The sequence below is a fragment of the Agromyces sp. Marseille-Q5079 genome (assembly GCF_051016555.1).
Classification (GTDB): Bacteria; Actinomycetota; Actinomycetes; order Actinomycetales; family Microbacteriaceae; genus Agromyces.
This window is the reverse complement of sequence record NZ_JBPEJF010000005.1, coordinates 167040-185874: the sequence shown is the minus strand read 5'-3', so window position 1 is coordinate 185874 and position 18835 is coordinate 167040. Positions and strand designations below refer to the sequence as shown.

11 protein-coding genes are annotated in these 18835 nt (G+C 71.9%); all 11 read left to right on the top strand.

The features are described 5' to 3' along the window. The first annotated feature begins 71 nt into the window (after positions 1-71). The 11 genes from ACR3IO_RS13455 (at position 72) to ACR3IO_RS13405 (ending at position 18725) form a co-directional block, all read left to right on the top strand. Positions 72-4052 carry a hypothetical protein gene (locus tag ACR3IO_RS13455; protein ID WP_434071722.1) on the top strand — a complete coding sequence of 1327 codons (3981 nt, stop codon included), beginning with the start codon at positions 72-74 and terminating at the stop codon, positions 4050-4052. Then, on the top strand, positions 4049-4678 hold the full coding sequence (locus ACR3IO_RS13450; protein WP_434071721.1) for a DUF4255 domain-containing protein: 630 nt from the start codon (positions 4049-4051) through the stop codon (positions 4676-4678). The genes ACR3IO_RS13455 and ACR3IO_RS13450 overlap by 4 nt, the downstream gene beginning before the upstream one ends. Next, the gene (locus ACR3IO_RS13445; protein ID WP_434071720.1) at positions 4678-6729 is read left to right on the top strand and encodes an AAA family ATPase; all 2052 of its coding nucleotides are present in this window, start codon (positions 4678-4680) and stop codon (positions 6727-6729) included. The genes ACR3IO_RS13450 and ACR3IO_RS13445 overlap by 1 nt, the downstream gene beginning before the upstream one ends. Continuing rightward, positions 6726-9179, top strand: a complete 2454-nt coding sequence (locus ACR3IO_RS13440) for an SH3 domain-containing protein (protein ID WP_434071719.1) — start codon at positions 6726-6728, stop codon at positions 9177-9179. The genes ACR3IO_RS13445 and ACR3IO_RS13440 overlap by 4 nt, the downstream gene beginning before the upstream one ends. Before the next feature lie 109 nt (positions 9180-9288). After that, entirely contained in the window at positions 9289-10017 is a 729-nt protein-coding gene (locus ACR3IO_RS13435; protein ID WP_434071718.1) for an eCIS core domain-containing protein, read from the top strand. Positions 10018-10019: 2 nt separating this feature from the next. Beyond that, positions 10020-13505, top strand: coding sequence for a phage tail protein (locus ACR3IO_RS13430; protein WP_434071717.1), 3486 nt, complete (start codon positions 10020-10022; stop codon positions 13503-13505). Between the two features lie 162 nt (positions 13506-13667). Continuing rightward, a complete protein-coding gene (locus ACR3IO_RS13425; RefSeq protein ID WP_434071716.1) occupies positions 13668-15236 on the top strand; it encodes a phage tail sheath family protein in 1569 nt (522 codons plus the stop codon). Positions 15237-15285: 49 nt separating this feature from the next. After that, on the top strand, positions 15286-15732 hold the full coding sequence (locus ACR3IO_RS13420; protein ID WP_434071715.1) for a phage tail protein: 447 nt from the start codon (positions 15286-15288) through the stop codon (positions 15730-15732). Next, entirely contained in the window at positions 15732-16166 is a 435-nt protein-coding gene (locus ACR3IO_RS13415; protein WP_434071714.1) for a hypothetical protein, read from the top strand. Before ACR3IO_RS13420 ends, ACR3IO_RS13415 begins: the two co-directional genes overlap by 1 nt. Further along, entirely contained in the window at positions 16163-16321 is a 159-nt protein-coding gene (locus ACR3IO_RS13410; protein WP_434071713.1) for a DUF6760 family protein, read from the top strand. The genes ACR3IO_RS13415 and ACR3IO_RS13410 overlap by 4 nt, the downstream gene beginning before the upstream one ends. A gap of 4 nt (positions 16322-16325) precedes the next feature. After that, positions 16326-18725, top strand: a complete 2400-nt coding sequence (locus ACR3IO_RS13405; RefSeq protein ID WP_434071712.1) for a hypothetical protein — start codon at positions 16326-16328, stop codon at positions 18723-18725. Positions 18726-18835 lie beyond the last annotated feature (110 nt).

The window sequence follows — 18835 nt, the reverse complement described above, 5'->3', positions numbered from 1 at the left end:
ATCGATGCCCGGCGCTCCGCGGGAACGGCATCGGACCCGGCACAAGGTAGAACCGTGGCGAGAGGACCATCATGCGCATCGCGCGCTCGTTGATCGCGATCGTCGTCGCCGGCACGCTGGTGGCGACGGGGGCGATCGCGCCCGCGTGGGCGGATGGGGCCGCGACCCCGACTCGCATCGAGGATGGCTCGACCTTCGACGGGGAGGGTACGACCTCCGACGGGGAGGGAACGGCCCCCGATGGGGAAGGAACGACCTCCGACGGGGAGGGAACGACCTCCGACGGGGAGCCTGACCCCGCGTCCGATGGGGAAGGCCTCGACATCGCGATCACCGCCGATCCGGCCTCGGTCGCGACGGGCGAGACCGTCACCGTCTCCTTCACGGTCGTGAATCACGGCGTCTTCCTGCCGGAAGGGGCGGACGAGCTCCTCGTATCGCTCGACTGGGACCCGGAGGAATTCGAGTCGGTCGGCGATCCGGCAAGTGGTGGTCGATGGGCGGTTCCCGCAGCCGGAGATGTGGGCTACTACGTCTACGACTCGAGCCGGACCCCTGCCCCGGGCGCGATCTGCCTGCTCGGACTCGTGGCGCCCGGAGCGGATGCCGGAGCGTGCTCGGCGCAGTTCAGACGCATCGGCGACGCCGCGACGGCCGGCAGGTTCGATGTTGCCGTCGTCACGTGGGCGGACGGCGTGGTGCGTGAAGGGCCCGACGCGCTCTTCCCCCTCACGACCGACCCCGCAGCGCTCGTGTCCACCGCCGTCGACATCCCGACCGAGCCACCGGACACGCCCGACAACGGCGAGGGGTTCGACCTCGCGATCGAGGCCGAACCGGTCGGAGTGCCGCGGGGCGGCGAGTTCGAGGTGACCATCACGGTCGAGAACTTCGACGTCGAGCCGAGCGGGGACGCCGATGTGCTCCTGGTGTCGTTGGACTGGCCCGATGGGGCTCTCGCGCCCATCAGCGACCCCGACGGCTCGAACGCGTGGCGCCACCTCTCCGACGGCAGCTTCGATGAACGCTGGCCCGAGGCATCCGGCGACCAGTGCCTCGTCGAAGGCGTCACCGTGCCGGGGCCGGATGCCGTCGGCACGTGCACGGTGAGATTCCGGCAGTTGCTCGCCCCGCCCGGATCGGCGGTGCTCACCGCGAGTATCGACGCCTGGGCCCAGATCGGCGAGTACGGCGAGGAGCCCTTCCTCGAGTACATCGGGATCGGCGCCGACGTGCGGGTGAGTGCGACCGCCGTGGTCGTTCCCGGCCCCGTCGATCCGCCGGACGACGGCGCCGGGTTCGACGTCGTGATCGGGCACGTGCCCGACGACCTGCGGTGGGGGCATGAGTTCGAACTGCAGGTCACCGTGACGAACCACGGCGTCCAGCCACCCGACGAGGACCCGTTCGAGGACGAACCGATGATGGTCGCGGTGCGGCTGGACTGGGATCTCGACGCTGCTCGTCTGGAGGCGGATCCCGGCACCGACGGCTGCGAGTTCTGGAATGACTGGGACCTCGGCGACGAGCCCGTGGCCGGAATGGACTTCGACCGGTGCTATCTGGCGGGACTCACCGAGCCCGGGTCGTCGGTCACGTTCACGGTGCCGTTCCGGGTCGCGGGTCCGCGGCCGGCGACGAGCGAACTCGAGTTCACCGCGACCGTCGATGAATGGGCCTGGTACTGGGGCGACGGGTACGACTACGCGCCCATCAACCCCGCGACCGCGACGCACGACGCGCCGATCGCGCCGATCTACGACCTGGAGGTCGAGAACTTCGACTACCTCGGGCTCGGCGGCGTCGGCAGCACCGAGCCCGCGCACAGCCGATACAGCGTGTACAGCAGCGAGGCGCAACTCGACGGATGGGATGACGCCGAGCTCGTCGTGCGGCTCGGCTGGCCCGAGGGGCTCACCCTGCGGGATCCGCCGCCGACCGGATGCGTCTCGTCGGGGCCGCAGAGCCTGGACTGCACGATCGAGGACGCCCACGTCCTGCCGGGTGCGGATTCCGAGTCGGACGCCGACGACGAGTCGCAGCAGTACCTCGCCGAATGGGACCTCTTCTTCGTGCTCCCGACCTTCCAGGTCGAACGCGAGGCGCTCGGCGCGTTCACGATCGACTTCGTCAGCGGATGGACGTACAGCGCGCCGATCATCGAGATCGCCGCCGATCCCGGGCAGGTGCGACCGATCGGCGGGTTCGGACGCGGGGTCGGCCCGCGCGCTCCCGCGGTGGTGCCGCTCGCCTCCCCGACGCCACCCGGCGGGGTGACGATGGATGCGAGCTACACCGACTCCGACAGCACGCCCTTCGCGATCCTCGACCGCGTCTTCCCGACGGAGACGACGTCGTCGGTGACGAACGCCGTGCCGGGCGGTGACGACATCGTCGTCGTGTTCCGGGTGACCCACTCGCCCGAGGTCGCGACCGTGCTGCCCGGCGCGGAGGTGTCGGTCCGCCTCGACTGGCCGGCGTTCCTCGAGCCCACCGTGGCACCCGAGGAATGCGCCGACTACGAGGACCATGTCTGCATGATCGAGGGGCTGGACGAACCCGGCGCCACTGTCGACATCACGATGACCTTCCCCGTCCCGGAGGACGCCCAGGGGGCCGGATGGTTCGAGGTCTCGGGTGAACAGGTCGTCCTGCGGGAGGCGAACCCCGACGGCGACATCGAGCACGGATATCCGGCGTCGTGGGTCGAGTACTCCAACGCCCGCATCACGGTGCTCGCCGATGCCTTCGTGACGCAGGTCACGCTCGACCGGGACCGTACGTGGCCGGGCGGTGACGAGGTCCGCGTCACGGTGCGCGTGCAGTGGGCCAAGGCGCTGCCCGGCATCCGGTCGAGTCGGGTCTTCGTGAGCCTCGATCTGGGCTGGGACGAGGACATCGCCGACCTCGTCGACCCGCCGGGCATCGCGGGCTGCGACCCACTCGACGACGGGACCTGCACGCTGCAGGACTGGACGGGACCGGGCGACGTCAAGGAGGTGACCTTCCGGCTCGAACCACGCACGGTCGGCCCGCTCGACGTCACCGCGACGCCCGCGTTCGTCGGCGTCGGCGTGCCGACGGACACGAGCGAACTCCCGCTCGACTGGCTGACCGGCGACGAGGCATCCGCCACCGTGCTCGATGCGCGCTTCGACGTCGACCTGGTGCTGGACCGCAACCCGATCTATCACGGCGGCCTGCCGATGCGGGCGAACGCGACGCTCACGCGGTCGCCCGCGACCGCCGGCGGGCCCGGATACGACCCGACGCTGCCGAACGTCGACGCGGAACTCGTGTTCGAGTGGCCCGGCAGCGCACCGCCCGCCGCACCGACCCACCTCACCCTCGCCACGACGGAGAACTGCGCGGGGTTCGCCGTCGACACCTGCGTGAAGACGGGGCTCGACCCGGTCGACTCGACGGCGGACACAACGCTCGTGTTCGCGCCGCCGCCGCCCGGCACGGCGCACGACCCGCTGCCCGGCCAGGTGTCGGTGACCGTCGAACGCGCCTCGTTCGACGTGACGCGGTACGAGCTGCCGCCGCTGCCCGAGCCGCCGGACGAGCCGGACTGCGAGCCCTCGGAGGAGGACTGCTGCGAGCTCGGCACCTCCGATTGCCCGGTCGACCCGCTCTCCGAACCCATCGCGAGCACCGAGCGCGTCGACGTTCCCGAGGCCTGGCTCGGCGAGGACGACGAGCCGTACAGCCTGCTGCAGCCCGTGGCGTGGTTCTCGCCGGCGGTCGCGAATCCCGGCGAGGTGGTGACCGTCTTCGGGCGGTACTTCCCGCCCGGCGAGACCACGGACGTGAAATGGAAGCTGCAGCACGGGCAGGCGGCCCTCGTGGCCTTCCCAGCGTCGATCGTCGGCGGCACGCTCGGAACCGACGTGCGCCGCGATGTCGTGGTGTTCCGGCGCGCGCTGCAGGGTCTGCGATGGGCGGAGATCTCGAGCCCGTCGGGCACGTTCGGCACGATCGAGTCGAGCCGGGTGCTCATCGCCCCGCGATCGGGCGTCGCACCGGGTCTGGTGGGGAGGGGCGGATGATCGGCGAGATCGACGACGCGATGAAGTCGCTCGTGCGCGAGGCGCCCGGGATCGGCAAGGACATCGAGGTCGTGCTGGACGCCCCCACGAAGGATTGGGCGGCGAGGCGGAACGCGCCCACGGTCGACCTGTTCCTCTACGACATCCGCGAGGACCTCAAGCGCCGCGAGACCGGATTCATCGAGAAGCGCGACGAGAGCGGCATCGTGATCTCCCGTTCGCCCGCACCGCGCTACTTCAAGCTCTCGTACCTCGTCACGGCCTGGACGCAGCGACCCGACGACGAGCATCGCCTGCTCGACGCCCTCATGCGCTGCTTCCTCAGGTTCGACGCGATCCCGGAGGCGTTCATCGTCGACACCCTCGCCGAGACGGGGCTGCCCGCATGGTTGTCGGTCTCGCTGCCCCCTCCCGAGGACCGCGCGTTCGCGGACGTCTGGTCCTCCCTCGGCGGCGAGCTGAAGCCATCGCTGGACGTCGTGGTCTCCGCCCCGATCACGACCGGCGTCGAATACCGGATCGGTCCGCCCGTGACCGCGGGAATCCGCGGCGACTTCAGCTGGATCGGCGTCGGCGCAGCCGAGGACCGAACGCGCTCCGTCCCCGAACCGGCATCGGAATCGTGATGATCGAGGATCCGAACCTGACGCACGTCCTCGGCCGGCTCGGGGTCATCGAGGACCGCATCCGGCGGCTCGTCGCCGCCCGGCACACGTCCGACCCGCAGCCCGACGACCCGTTCCGCGGCCTGTACCTGAGCGACGAACTCATCGACCGACTCCTCGGCGAGGCGCGCGGGGTCCCGGACTGGTCGGATGCCTCGGCCCGACTGGCGGGCTGCGAACAGGATGCGGACCTCGCCGAGGCGGCCGGGCACCGGCTGCGGCTCCGAGAGGTCGCCGAGACGTTCGGCCTCAGCGATCTCGACGTCGACCTGCTCGTCGTGGGCCTCGCCGCGGATCTCGACCCGAGGTTCGAGCGGTTCTTCGGCTATCTCAACGACGACGTCAGCCGGCGCCGTCCCTCGGCGGCGCTCGCGATGGAGCTGTGCGGGGTCGCGCTCATCTCCGCCCGCGACCGGGCCCGGCTCGTGAGCGGACCGCTCATCACCGGCTCGCTGCTGACCCTCGACGACGCCGATCGGCCGCTGCCGACCCGGGCGCTGCGGGTGCCCGACCGTGTCGTCGGGCACCTGCTCGGCGACGACGTCGGCGACCGGGCCCTCGACGGCGTGCTGAACGACGCGGAGCCGATCGACTGGGGCGACGGCGCCGAGGTGGCACGGGCGCTCGGCGCCGGCATCCGCTCGGTGTACGTGCGCGAGCACACGACGAGTTCGGGGCGGGCGATCGCGTCCGACGGGTTGCGCGCGGCGGGGCTCGAACCCGTCGAGCTCGACCTCGCCCGGCTCGGCTCGGACGAGGCTGGTGTCCGGCTCGCGCGGCTCGCGGTGCGCGAGGCCCGGCTGCGGCGCGCGGGCCTGATCGCGGCCCCGGTGGCACTGGACCTGCCCGCCGCCGTCCTCGACGCGCTCGACGCATCGCCGCAGCCCACCGTGCTCGTCGGTGACGGCGTCTGGGATCCGGCCAGGGCATCCACGCAACCCGCCGTGGTGGAGGCGCGGGCGAGCACCACCGCCGAACGGGTCGCCCTCTGGCGCAGCGAGCTCGGCCGCGTCGGGACCCGGCTCGACGTGGCCGAGGCGACGGGGCAGTTCCGGCTGCGGCCCGAACAGGTGCGCCGGGCCGCCCGCACCGCGCGCACGCAGGCAGCGCTCTCGCACGACGGCGTCGTCACGACCGCCGACCTGACCGCCGGCGCGCGCGCGGAGAACGGGTCGGCGTTGGACCGCCTCGCACGTCGGGTCGAGCCCGAGGTCGGATGGACCGACCTCGTCCTCCCGCGCGCCACCCTCGCGGCGCTGCACGAGATCGAGTTGCGGGCCAGGTATCGCGAGCAGGTGCTGGGTGACTGGGGCATGCGGCCCGGCGGCGGCCGCGGACACGGCGTGGTGGCGCTGTTCGCCGGCGACTCCGGCACCGGCAAGACCATGTCGGCCGAGGTCGTCGCGCGCGAACTCGGCCTCGACCTCTACGTCGTCGACCTCTCGACCGTGGTCGACAAGTACATCGGCGAGACGGAGAAGAACCTCGACCGCATCTTCACGGCCGCGGCCGGCACGAACGCGGTGCTCCTCTTCGACGAGGCCGATGCCGTGTTCGGCAAGCGCAGCGAGGTGAAGGACGCGCATGACCGGTACGCGAACGTCGAGAGCGCGTACCTGCTGCAGCGCATGGAGACGTTCGACGGGCTCGCGGTGCTCGCCACCAACCTGCGCGCGAACATCGACGAGGCGTTCACCCGCCGCCTCGACGTGATCGTCGACTTCCCGATGCCGGATGCCGCGCAGCGCGCCGCGCTCTGGGACCGCTGCCTGGGCGACCTGGTGGTGCGATCCGACGACATCGACTTCCCGTTCCTCGGCGAATCGTTCGAGCTGGCGGGCGGGGCGATCCGCTCGGCGGCGGTGACCTCCGCATACCTCGCCGCGGCGGACGGCGGCTCGGTGAACATGCGCCACCTCGTGCTCGCCGTCGAACGCGAGTACCGGAAGCTCGGCCGGCTCGTGGTCGAGCGGGAGTTCGGTCGCTTCTGGCAGGAGGTGGCGGGGGCATGAGCGGCGTGGTCGCGCAGGCGACGCGAGCGCCGAGGTCATCCGGGGCGGCGACCGCGACGGCGCATCGCTCGCCACCGCGCGCGACCGCACGGGCGCCGACGTCGTTCGCCGCCGCCTCGACGATCTCGGGACGGCGTGCCGCTGCCGCATCCGACGGCCTGATCGCGCTGCAGGGCTCGGCGGGCAACGCGGCCGTCGTCGCGCTGCTCCAACGGCAGGTCGTCGCACCGCCCGTCGCACCGCCTGTGGCCGCACCGGTCGCGGGGGCGACGTTCCGCGACCCCGCCACGCTGACCTCCCTCACCCTCGGCGCCCTCGACGACTACGCGCGCGACCGGCCCGACTGGATGACCGATACGCGGATTCCCGCCGCGACCCGCACCCAGCTCATGGACCTGCTCCGTTGGGCGCGACGTGGCGCGCCCGCTCCACTCGACCCGTGCCGTCCGTTCACCTGCTCCGACCTCGTCGCGCTGTCGGCCTCGGACCGCCACGATGTGGAGGTGTTCGCACGGGCGAAGCAACGCGAGGACTCGGCCGTGCCGCCGGACGGGATCACGGCGCTCCCCGAGGCGCTCTCCCTCGGCAAGGCGGTGCGCGAACTCGAGGACCGGCTGCCGAAGGCGGACCTGCATCGCGGGCTCGGGCAGACGGACGCCGCCAAGGCCGAGCTGAAGGTCCTGGCCGACAGTGGCAAGGCCGCCGACCTCGGGACGTACTTCCGTCGCGCGCACGCGTTCCTCGAGGCCGACACGGGTCGCGACTCCGAGTCGTGGCGGCTCTGGGGCGCCGACCCGGCGTCGTACATCGGCCGAGTTCCCGACGTGCGCAACCTGCACCGGTTCCAGAAGGACCTGCTCGACGGGCTCATCGCGAACCGCGCGGACCGGAGCCGGTCGAAGCCCCTGGTCGTGATCCTGCACTCGGGGACCGACCACAACGGGGCCTTCCACGACGACGCCGGCATGACGGCGGTCGTCAAGCACGCCTCGAACCTCACGCTCATGGTCGAGGGCACGACGAGCCTGGAGGCGGGCGGTGGCCGGATCACCGCGCTCGCCCGGACCTACGGGCGAGGCGGGCGCATCCAGCAGGTCATGCTCGCGGGGCATGGCGGCCCCACCGGCATCGATCTCGCCGGACGGCCCGGCGCGTCGGACGCGGCCACGTCGGAGGGCGCCGGCCGACGACGGACCGAGCGGTTCATCCGCAACCTCGTCGCCGTCATGGCTCCCGGCCCGAACGCCCGCATCGTGCTGAACGCCTGCCTCACCGCCGCCGAACCCGTCTCCGACAGCCTCCCGGCCGATCCCGCGCTCGCCAGGGCCGCGATCCTCCACCGGCTCACCACCGATCCCAGCATCGCGACCCTGCTCCACAACATGGCCGGCGGGCGAACCGTCGAGGGCAACGTCGCCTCGGTCGGCGCCGGTTCGTACATCACGCCGAGCGGGGAGCTGCACCAGACGATCACCGGCGACGAGGCCGCGACGTCGACGAACCCCGCCGACTACGTCGAACGCGGCCACGAACCCGAGGGCGCCGCGCGCAGCCTCGTCGTGCTGTGGGCGAGGGATGCCACGGCCGCGACGGCCGCGATCGCCGCCCGCAGGGGGCATGGGTTCACCTCGTGGGGCGATCTCGTCATCACCGCGATGTTCGACGTGTTCGAGGCCGCGGGCGACATCTCGGGCCTGTCCCGGGTTGCCGAGCAGTCGGCGCGCGGCCTCAGCGAGTTCCACGACCCCGATCACCAGACCCCCGGGGAGGTGGCCGGACTGCAGAACCGCGCCCCGTTCGAGACGGACCTCACCGCGCGAGTCAGGGGCATCGCGTCGATCGGCGCGGGCGGACGGGTCGCGCTCGATCAGGTGCGGCTCCCGGCGGATCCCACGCGGGTCGCCGCGATCGCCGCCGGCGTCGAGGCGACCGCGTCGCTCGACGTGCTGCGCAAGCACCTCTCGACGCCGTGGCTGGCCGTGCGCATCACCGACCTGCTGCCGCTCGCGAGCGCGACCGCACCCACCCGCGCACAGGTCATGCTCGCGGGGGCGACCTGGCCTCACGCGCACACCGAGGCCTTCCTGCGGGCCAATGCCGGCGCCGGGACCCGCCTCGTGCCGCCCGCCGGCACCACGATCGACGTCCTCACCGACGCCGACCCGTCGGAGAACACCGTCCTCGCCGGCCTCGGGATCGTGCGTGCCGCGCCCGTGCCGAGCAGCGGCGGCGGCGCGACCGGGCCCGCGGTCGAATCCGTGTCGCTCGTCGGCACCACGGTCGACTGGCTCAACGTCCGCGAGGGGCCCGACCTGTCGGCGGCGCGCATCGACGTGCTGCGCCGTGGTGCACGAGTCGACGTCATCGGCCGGAGCGGGCGCTGGTTCGCCGTGCTCCACGCGGGGTCGATGCGGTACGTCATGGCACGGTTCGTTCGCGTCCGGCCGTAGCGACGCCGCGGCGTTGCCCGATCGGGCAGCATTCGGGGCCGTCGGGGACGAAAGCCCGCCATGACACCGCTCGGCGGCGTGCAATGGAAGGTGGCGAGGGAGGTACGCGATGCGCATCCATGACGAGGAACACGGCATCGACGTCGGGGTTCACGAACGGACCGAGCGGCAGCAGGAGCCGTCGCTCGCGGGACTCGCCGGCAGGCGGCCGGACGTGATGGGCCGCGATTCGCTGCTGCGGCTGCAGCGTGAGGCCGGCAACGGCGCCGTGACCGGATTCGTCGAGCAGGAGGACCAGCACGACGGCCATGACCGATCGCCGGTGCTCGACGTCGTGCAGTCCGGCGGTGGGTCCCCGCTGGACGGCGAGGTGCGCGGCGACATGGAGGCCCGCCTCGGCTCCGACTTCTCCGACGTGCGGGTGCACACCGGTGCCGATGCGCACGCGTCGGCGCAGTCGGTCGGGGCGCATGCGTACACGGTCGGCAACAACGTCGTCTTCCAACGCGACGCCTTCGACACGTCGTCGCAGGCGGGCCGCACGACGCTCGCGCACGAGCTCACGCATGTCGTGCAGCAGCGTTCCGGACCGGTCGACGGCACGCCCGCAGGGGGCGGCGTCAGCGTCAGCGACCCCGGCGACCGATTCGAGACCGCTGCGGCCGAGAACGCGTCGCGCGTGATGAGCGAACCCGCTCCGGTGCAGCGTCAGGCGGATGCCGCGGTCGCGGGCCAGCCCGCGACGGTCCAGCGTGAAGGCGAGGAGGAGGAGGAACCCGTGCAGGGTTCGTTCGTCCAGCGCGAGGAAGCGCCCGAGGAGGAGGCCGAGGAGGCCTGACGGTGCCGCTGCAGCAGGCCGAGCGAGTCCGCGGTCCCGCCTCGGCGGCGACGGCGAATCGCGTCGCGGGCGCGGGCGCGGCCGACCGGAGTGCGCGCGGGCAGGTGCTGCAGCTGCAGGCCGCCGCGGGAAACGCCGCCGTCGCCGCGATGCTCGGCGGTGAACCGACGCGGCATCCGGTGCAGCGCCTCGTACGCGGGGTCATCGCCGGGCCGCCGGTGCCGCCATCTCCGCCCGACCCGTCGCGGCATCCCGGTTTCGTCCACGCGAAGCGGTCCGCGAAGGCGGCGTCGGTGAAGATGACCCGGCATCCGTCCGTCGCGGCGAAGGTCGCCGCCGCCGCGAAGGCGGCCGAGCCACCGGCCGGCGACAAGGACGCGCAGGCGAAGGCCGTGAAGGCCGGCGAGATGGTCGCCGCACCGGCGGGCGGCTTCGACAAGGCCGCGTTCATCGCCTCGGTGAAGGCGGCGATCGACAAGCAGTCGCCGAAGACCCTCGAGGATGCCGACGAGTTCGGCCGTTCCGGACGGTCCGACGCGATCGCCGCCGACGTGCGCGGCCAGGTCGCCCACGGCAAGGACGGTGCGTCCAAGCCGATGGCCGAGGCATCCGCGAAGGCGCCCGATCAGTCGAAGGCCGTCGAGAAGCCGGTCGAGCCGATTCCCCCGGAAGCCGCGACCGCGTCGCCCCGCATCGATGCAGGGCAGGCCGCACCCGCACGTGCGCCACCTGAGCAGCTCGACCTCGCACACGGCCCCGCGCAGACGCAGCAGCAGATGGCGGATGCCGGCGTCACCGACGAGCAGCTCCGGAACTCGAACGAACCGGAGTTCGCAGGCGCGCTCGCCGCGAAGCAGGACGCCGAGCATCACGCCGCCACGGCGCCGGCCGCCGTGCGCGCCCAGGAGACGCAGGTGCTCGCGGGGGCACGACAGGACGCCGGTGCCCAAGGGGCGCAGGCGTCGATCGGCATGCTCGGCGCCCGCACCGGGGGCCAGGCGGGCGTCGCCGCGAAGCAGCAGCAGCAGCGCTCCAAGGACGAGCAGGAGCGCGCGGCCGTCACGGCGAACGTCACCCGCATGTTCGACGAGACGAAGACGGCCGTCGACGCCATCCTCACCGGCATCGACCCGCTCGTCGACGCTGCATTCAAGGCCGGTGAGGGCAACGCCAAGCAGGCGTTCACCGACCAGCACACGCGCGAGATGCGCGAGTTCAAGGACCGGCGCTACTCGGGCGTCGGCGGCGGGCTGCGCTGGACCGCGGACCTGCTCCTCGGGCCGGAGCCCGAGGTCGACGCGATCTTCCGGCGCGCCCGCGCGACCTACGAGCGCGAGATGACCACCACGATCAACGCGGTCGCCGACGTCGTCGGCCGCGAGCTCACCCGCGCCAAGGAGCGCGTCGCCGAGGGTCGGACGAAGATCGACACGTACGTCCGCGGGCTCTCGCCGGCACTGCGCAAGGTCGGTTCGGATGCTGCGAAGGAGGTCGGCGGCCGGTTCGACGAACTCGAGCAGTCGGTCGACGAGAAGGGCACCGCGCTCGCCGAGGACCTCGCCGCGAAGTACGTCGAGGCGCGCACCGCCGTCGACGACGAGATCACGAAGATGCAGGAGGAGCACAAGGGGCTCGTCGACAAGGCCAAGGATGCCGTCGGCGGGGCCGTGCAGACGATCCTCAAGCTCAAGGACATGCTGCTCGGCGTGCTCGCGCGTGCGGCGGGCGCCGTGGAGAAGATCATCAAGGACCCGATGCAGTTCCTCTCGAACTTCGTCGGCGCCGTCAAGGCCGGTGTGCAGGGCTTCCTCTCGAACATCGGCGAGCACCTCAAGAAGGGCCTGCAGGGCTGGCTGTTCGGGGCGCTCGGCGAGGCGGGCATCGAGCTGCCCGAGAAGTTCGACCTCAAGGGGATCATCAAGCTCGTGCTCTCCCTGCTGGGGCTCACCTGGGCGAATCTCCGTGCGCGGATCGTGCGCCAGGTGCCCGAGCCGGTGATGGAGAAGCTCGAGAAGACCGCCGAGGTCCTTCAGATCCTCCTGAGCGAGGGCGTCGGAGGCCTCTGGAAGTTCATCGCCGCCAAGCTCGCCGATCTCAAGGAGACGGTCATGGGCAAGGTGCGCGAGTTCGTGCAGTCGAAGATCATCACCGCCGGCATCACCTGGCTGATCTCGCTGCTCAACCCGGCCGCCGCGTTCGTGAAGGCCTGCAAGATGATCTACGACGCCGTCATGTGGTTCGTGGACAACGCCGAGCGCATGAAGGACTTCGTCGACTCCGTGCTCGAATCGGTCGAGTCGATCGCATCGGGCGGGGTCGGTCGCGTCGCCGGGCTGATCGAGTCGACCATGGCGCGCACGGTCCCGATGATCATCAGCGGACTCGCGTCGCTCCTCGGGCTCGGGGGCATCGGCGAGAAGGTGAAGGGCATCATCGAGAGCATCCAGAAGCCCATCAACAAGGTCGTCGACTCGATCATCGGCGGCGTGATCAAGGCTGCTGGGCCGCTCATCCGGGCCTTCAAGCGGGGCGCCGGATGGGCGAAGGGCAAGGTCGAGGCCGGCAAGGCCTGGGTGAAGGGGAAGGCTCGCCAGATCGGCGAGGCGCTCGGCATCATCCGGAAGCCGTTCGCGGCCGCGGGGGAGCAGCACACCCTGAGCTTCGATGCCCGCAACGGGAAGTTCATCTTGGCGTCGACTCCGACACCGCTCGAGGTCGCGCTGAAGCGGATGATCGGCGGGCGCGACACCGCCGCTCTTCGAGCGAGGGTCGCGGAGATCATCGCTGCGGCGACCCGTGTCGCGGGCATCGTCGCGAGGTCCGAACCCGACAAGGCGAAGGCCGCCGCGCTGGTCGCGGAGCTCGTGCCGACGATCGCCGGATTGATCGCGGATTCGAAGGAGGTCGGGCCAGTGGGGAAGGACGCATCGACGGAGCTGCAGTCCGCGAAGATCGTTGGGAACATCGCGCCGCACTCCAGTCAACCCGCGCCGCGTCCGCACCTCTGGTCGGAGCACGTCGTACCGGACGGGTACATCAGCGCCGTGCTGCTCGCTCATGGGGGTTCGGAGACTTCGGAAAATGAGTACAACCGCATGCCGACCGTGCTCCTCTGGCTCGGTGCGCGGCAGCAGAAGGACTTCAAGCGCCTTCAGCCGGGCGAGATCTCAGGCGATCTGACGCTGTCCAAGTCGGTGAAGGGGCGAGCCAAGTCCGGCCGTGGAGCCGGAGCGTCCGGTGCGAGCATGGCTCGCGCGTATTCACTTCTCGCCACAGGGGCGATCAAGCGCACGATTGCTGCGGTCGAGCGCGACCACGCGACGAACGGCGCGTCACGTAAGGCCAGGGGCGTCATCGATCAGATGAAGCCGGACGCGAACACGATCCGGCAGGCGGCGGCAGCGCAGCTCGCCGTCGCGGAGCAGATCTTCGCCAAACACGGCCATGACGCTTCTTTCATGGATTCCGCAGAATGGTGGCGCAAGTAACTCGAGGGCGTTGGGAGATGCTCGTGCGCAACCGGTGGCCGCCGGCATCCGCCTGCCCCTTCGCGCACCTTGCGCTTCCCGCGTGACCGCACGCGCAGACTCGCCGCCGACGGGGCATCCGTTCGATGCTGCCTGCATTGGCAGATCGCGAAGGAGACTCCGATGCCCACCTACCTCTCACCCGGCGTCTACGTCCAGGAGATCGACGCCGCGACGCGTCCGATCGAGGGCGTCGGCACCGCCGTCGCCGCATTCATCGGGCTCGCGCCGAAGGGCCCGGAGAATCAACCCACGCTCGTGTCGAACTGGACCCAGTTCGTCGACGAGTTCGGCGGGCTGTACCCGGGTTCGTACCTCGCGTACGCCGTGTACGGCTACTTCCTGAACGGTGGCGGCAACTGCTTCATCGTCCGCATCGGCACGTCGTCCGCCTCGAGCGGCAAGGGCCGGGGGCGCGATGCGAAGGAGGCGCCGAAGGAGCCGCAGGAGGTGACGCTCGGGGGCTATCGCGTGATCGCCAAGGGCGCCGCGAACAACAAGCCGGTCAAGGTCGAGGTCGGCCCCGCCGACGGCGAGAACCCGCCGGAGGACGAGTTCAAGCTCGTCATCCTGGTCGAGGGGCGCCAGCCGGAGGCCTACGGCAACGTCTCGACGAAGTCCGACCGCGACAACTACGTCGTGACGAAGGTCTCGGCGGAGTCCAAGACGGTGACCCTCGAGGAGGTCGCGTCGCCGCCGTCGTCGACGCCCGCGAAGCCCGCGATCGGCACGTTCGACCTCGCGGTGCCCGAGCCCGCCCCCGAACCGCTCGCGCTCGACCAGATCTCGGCGGCCAACTACGTCGGCGACGCCGCCGACCGCACCGGGTTCAGCGGCCTCGAGGAGGTCGAGGAGGTCACCATGGTGTCCGTTCCGGACCTGATGGCCGCGTACGAGCAGGGCGCGATCGACCTCGACACCGTCAAGGCGGTGCAGCTCGCGATCATCGCGCACTGCGAGCTCATGGGCGACCGGATGGCGATCCTCGACTCGCCGCCGGCGTTGAACGCGCAGGAGGTCGTCGACTGGCGACGCAACCAGGCCGGGTACGACTCGAAGTTCGCGACGCTCTACTACCCCTGGTTCCAGGTGATGGACCCGCTGACCGGCACGAACCGCTTCGTCCCGCCGTCGGGGCACATGGCCGGCGTGTGGGCGCGCAACGACAGCGAGCGCGGTGTGCACAAGGCTCCCGCGAACGAGGTGATCCGCGGTGCGGTCGCCGTGCAGACGCAGCTCACGCGCATCGAGCAGGAGCTGTTGAACCCGATCGGCATCAACGCGATCCGCAACTTCCCGGGACGCGGCATCCGCGTCTGGGGAGCACGCACCCTCTCGAGCGACGCGGCATGGCGGTACGTGAACGTGCGTCGACTGTTCAACTACCTCGAGAAGTCGATCCTGAATGCGACGCAGTTCGCCGTCTTCGAGCCGAACGACCCCGCACTGTGGGGCAAGCTGCGGCGTTCCATCTCGGCGTTCCTCATCGGCGAATGGCGCAAGGGCGCCCTGTTCGGCAACACGCCCGAGCAGGCCTTCTTCGTCAAGTGCGACGACGAGACCAACCCGGCCGACGTGATCGATGCGGGCCAGGTCGTCTGCCAGATCGGCGTCGCCCCCGTGAAGCCCGCGGAGTTCGTCATCTTCCAGCTGTCGCAGTTCTCCGGCGGTACGAGCCTCGTCGCCGAGTAGCGGCGCATCCGCTCGCTGAGCCATCCCACATCGAACACAGGAGGAAACCATGGGACTCGCCGACCCGCTCGATTCATCTCCGGCCAACGGATTCAAGGTCGTCGTCGACGGCATCGAGATCCCGAAGGTGATCGAGGTCTCCGGCCTCAAGTCCGAGGTCGACAAGATCGAGCTGAAGCAGAACACGAACGACGGCAAGTACGTCGTGCGCCAGTTGATCGGCCGCCCGAAGGCGGGGGAGTTCACCATCACGCGTGGCCTCACCGACTCGAAGACCGTCACCGACTGGCTCAAGATGGTCATGGACGGCGATGTCGCCGGCTCCCGCAAGACCGCGTCGGTCGAGCTCCTCGACTACAAGGGCGAGACCATCAAGACGTACTCGTTCCTGAACTGCTGGGTGCGCAGCGTCGAGCTGAACTCGCTGAAGGCGGGCGCGGCCGAGCAGGCGACCGAGAAGTTCACCGTCTGCTACGACGAGTCGAGCGTGAGCTGATGCAGCGCGTCATCTCCACGCGCGCGAGCACCGACGACGAGGGTCGTGCCGGGGTCGACGAGCCGATGCGCACGGAGTTCGCGTTCGAACTCCCGCGCGGCTTCGTCGATGCCGAGGGTCGGGTGCACCGCCGGGGGGTGATGCGCCTCGCCACGGCGCGGGACGAGCTGCTGCCGCTGTACGACGCGCGAGTGCAGGAGAACCCCGCGTACACGACGGTCGTGCTGCTCGGTCGCGTGATCTCGTCGCTCGGCGACCTGCCGAGCGTCGACAGCACGGTCGTCGAGAACATGTTCGCGTCGGATGTCGCGTTCCTGCAGGACTTCTACCGTCGCATCAACGCCGAGGGGCACACGCGCATCGCGGTGACCTGCCCCGCCTGCTCCCACCAGTTCACGGCCGACCTCGCGGGTGGGCGCCTGGGGGAATCATGACGTACGCGGCCGACCGGCTCCACGAGGAGGTCGCGTACGTCGCCTACCACTTCCACTGGTCGCTCGAGGAGATCCTCGACCTGGAGCATCCGCAGCGTCTGCGGTACGTGCGGGAGATCGCGGCGATCAACACCCGGATGAGCGAGGAGCGCTGAGGCGATGCGCTGGCCGTGGCAACAGGATCGCGGGCCGGCGTCGGAGCCGGCCCGATCCGTCGAGCCTGCGCCCGCGCCTGCGCCGAGTCCCGCCGGGTGGGCGTTCCTGCCGCCGCTGCAGCGGACCCTCTCCGCGCCCTCGTCGCTCGCGACCGCGACCTCCGCCTCAGGCGGGTTCGTCGCCGGGCTGCCGACGCGCGTCGACCCGTCCTTCATCGGCTCGATGGGGCACCTGCTCGATGCGGATGCCCCGGCGGGCACGGTCGCGGCCGAGACCGGAGCACTCGGGCGGCCCGTCGCGACGGCCGGGGCGGCCGACCTCGCGCTGCGTGCGCCGGACACGTCGATCCCGCCGACGTCGCGCACGACCGCGCAGCGAGCGGTGACGGCGGATGCCGCGACGGCGACGGCGTCGGCGTCGCGGTCGGCGACCGCGGGTCCCGCTCGCACGGCCGACCCGGCGCCCGCTCGAGCGGGTCACGAGGCGCCTGCCGACGAGGCACCCTCCCGAGCAGTCGACCCGACGGACGCTTCCGGAGCATCGCACGATGGGTCCGAGGCATCCGTCGTGGACGTCGCATCCGTCGACATCCCCCAGGCGCCCGCCTCGGATGCCGCGGTGGTCGACGATGCCGAGCAACAGGCGCCGTCCGAGCCGATCGCCGAAGCCGAAGCCGAAGCCGCGGAGCCTCCCCGGTCGCCGGTGCAGCGCTCCACGATCGGGGCCGAGCCCGCGAGTGCGGGACCCGTCGGCGCGTCATCGCTCGCGACGCCGGCGGGGCCCGTCACCGGGCCACGGCCGACGGACCCGCCATCCCTCCCGCTCGGCCCGGCACCCGCATCGCACCGCGAGCCCGTGGCGCCGGCCGAGGCGGCCGTCGCGTCCAGCGCGTCCGGCGGGTCCAGCACGTCCGGCGGGTCCGGCGAAGAGGCGGCGCCGGCACTCCAGCGCGCTCTTCCGCCGGAGCAGGAGGCACCGCGCCCGCAGCGGCGCGTCGGACTCGGGGCCCCGATGCCGACGGCGCAGCGGACGCCGCAGAACACCGTCCCGGAGCCGTCCGCGCGGTCGGCGCCCGAGCCCCCGACCGACCGCGGTGCTCCAGGGCTCGGCGCACCGCTGGACGCATCCGGCCCCGACGCGGACCGGTCGCCGACGCGCACCGCCCCGGACCCCGGCGGATTCGAGCCGGCCGAGCTCGCGGGCACGGCCGCCCTGACGCCATCCGAACCGTCGAGTGCGCCGCTGCTCGGCGACCGCCCCGGTGCCACCGCCCTCGGCGACGCGTCCGCGCCGGAGGTCGGCGGGATGCCCGTCGAGTCGGCGTCGCCAGACCTCGCGCTGCCCCTCCAACGAGCCCCGAGCGCGTCGTCGGCCGCAACGGACGCGCCAGTCGACTCGCCAGTCGACCCACCCGTCCCGGGAGACCCGTCGTCGGCATCCGCGGAGATGACCGGGCTCGGGCACGGCGTCGAGGCGGATGCCGCGGACACCGCCCGAGCGGATGGAGGCGCCCGGCCGTCGATCGGGGAACGGAACGCGCCGCAGGCCGTGAGCGTGCCGTTGGTCGCCTCGCGGACCCTGGAGCCGGCGATCGGACCGGCGATCGGAGCCCTGCCCCGGTCGCCGCGGCCCGGCGCCGGGCCGATCGGGACCATGGTCGCCGCGCGGGTCGTCGCGCCCGGCACCGCCGAGCCGGTTCGGCCGAGGCCGTCCGTCGAGTCCCGCCCACCGGCCGGCTCGGCCGGCTCGGCCGGAGCGGGCGATCGGCCGGTGCAGCGCGACCGCGCCGGGGTCGACGCGGCGCACGGCGGCACGTCCGGTTCGGCCGGCACGGCGGTCGCCGCTGAAGCGCCCGTCACGGAACGGCGACGCGGGCTGTGGGCGGCCGTGCAACGGTGGAACCCGTTCGACTCGGCGCCGGCGATGCCCGCGATGCCGTCGGCACCGGCGATGCCCGCCATGCCGTCGGCACCGGCGATGCCGTCCGTTCCGGAGCTGCCGTCCGCCCCGGGCATGGATGACCTGCCGATGCCATCGTCGATGCCGCCCTTGCCGGCGTTGCCGGGGGCGGACGACCTCCCCATCCCGTCGTCGATGCCGGCGTTGCCCGCCATCCCGCAGGGGTTGCCCGCCCTGCCGGAAGGGTTGCCCGCGATGCCGCAGGGATACCCCGCGATGCCGCCGTTGCCGGCGATTCCGCAGACGATCCCGCGTGGCCTCCCGTCACTCCCGTCCCTTCCGCAGGGGGTGCCCGCACTCCCATCCCTCCCGCAGGGGCTGCCCGCGCTGCCCTCCTCCCGGGGGCCGATGCGCTGCCGCTGCGTCGACTCCCGCAGGCTGTCCCCGACGCGTCCGCGCTCGGGGGGCTCGCCGAGTCGGCCGGTTCCGCGGCGGCGGCACTGACGGGCGGGCTCGGCGCCGCGGCATCCGACCTCGCGGGTCAGGCGACCGATGCGGTCGCGGGATCCGCCACGACGGCAGTCGAGGCCGCCTCCGCTGCGACGGCCGGTGCC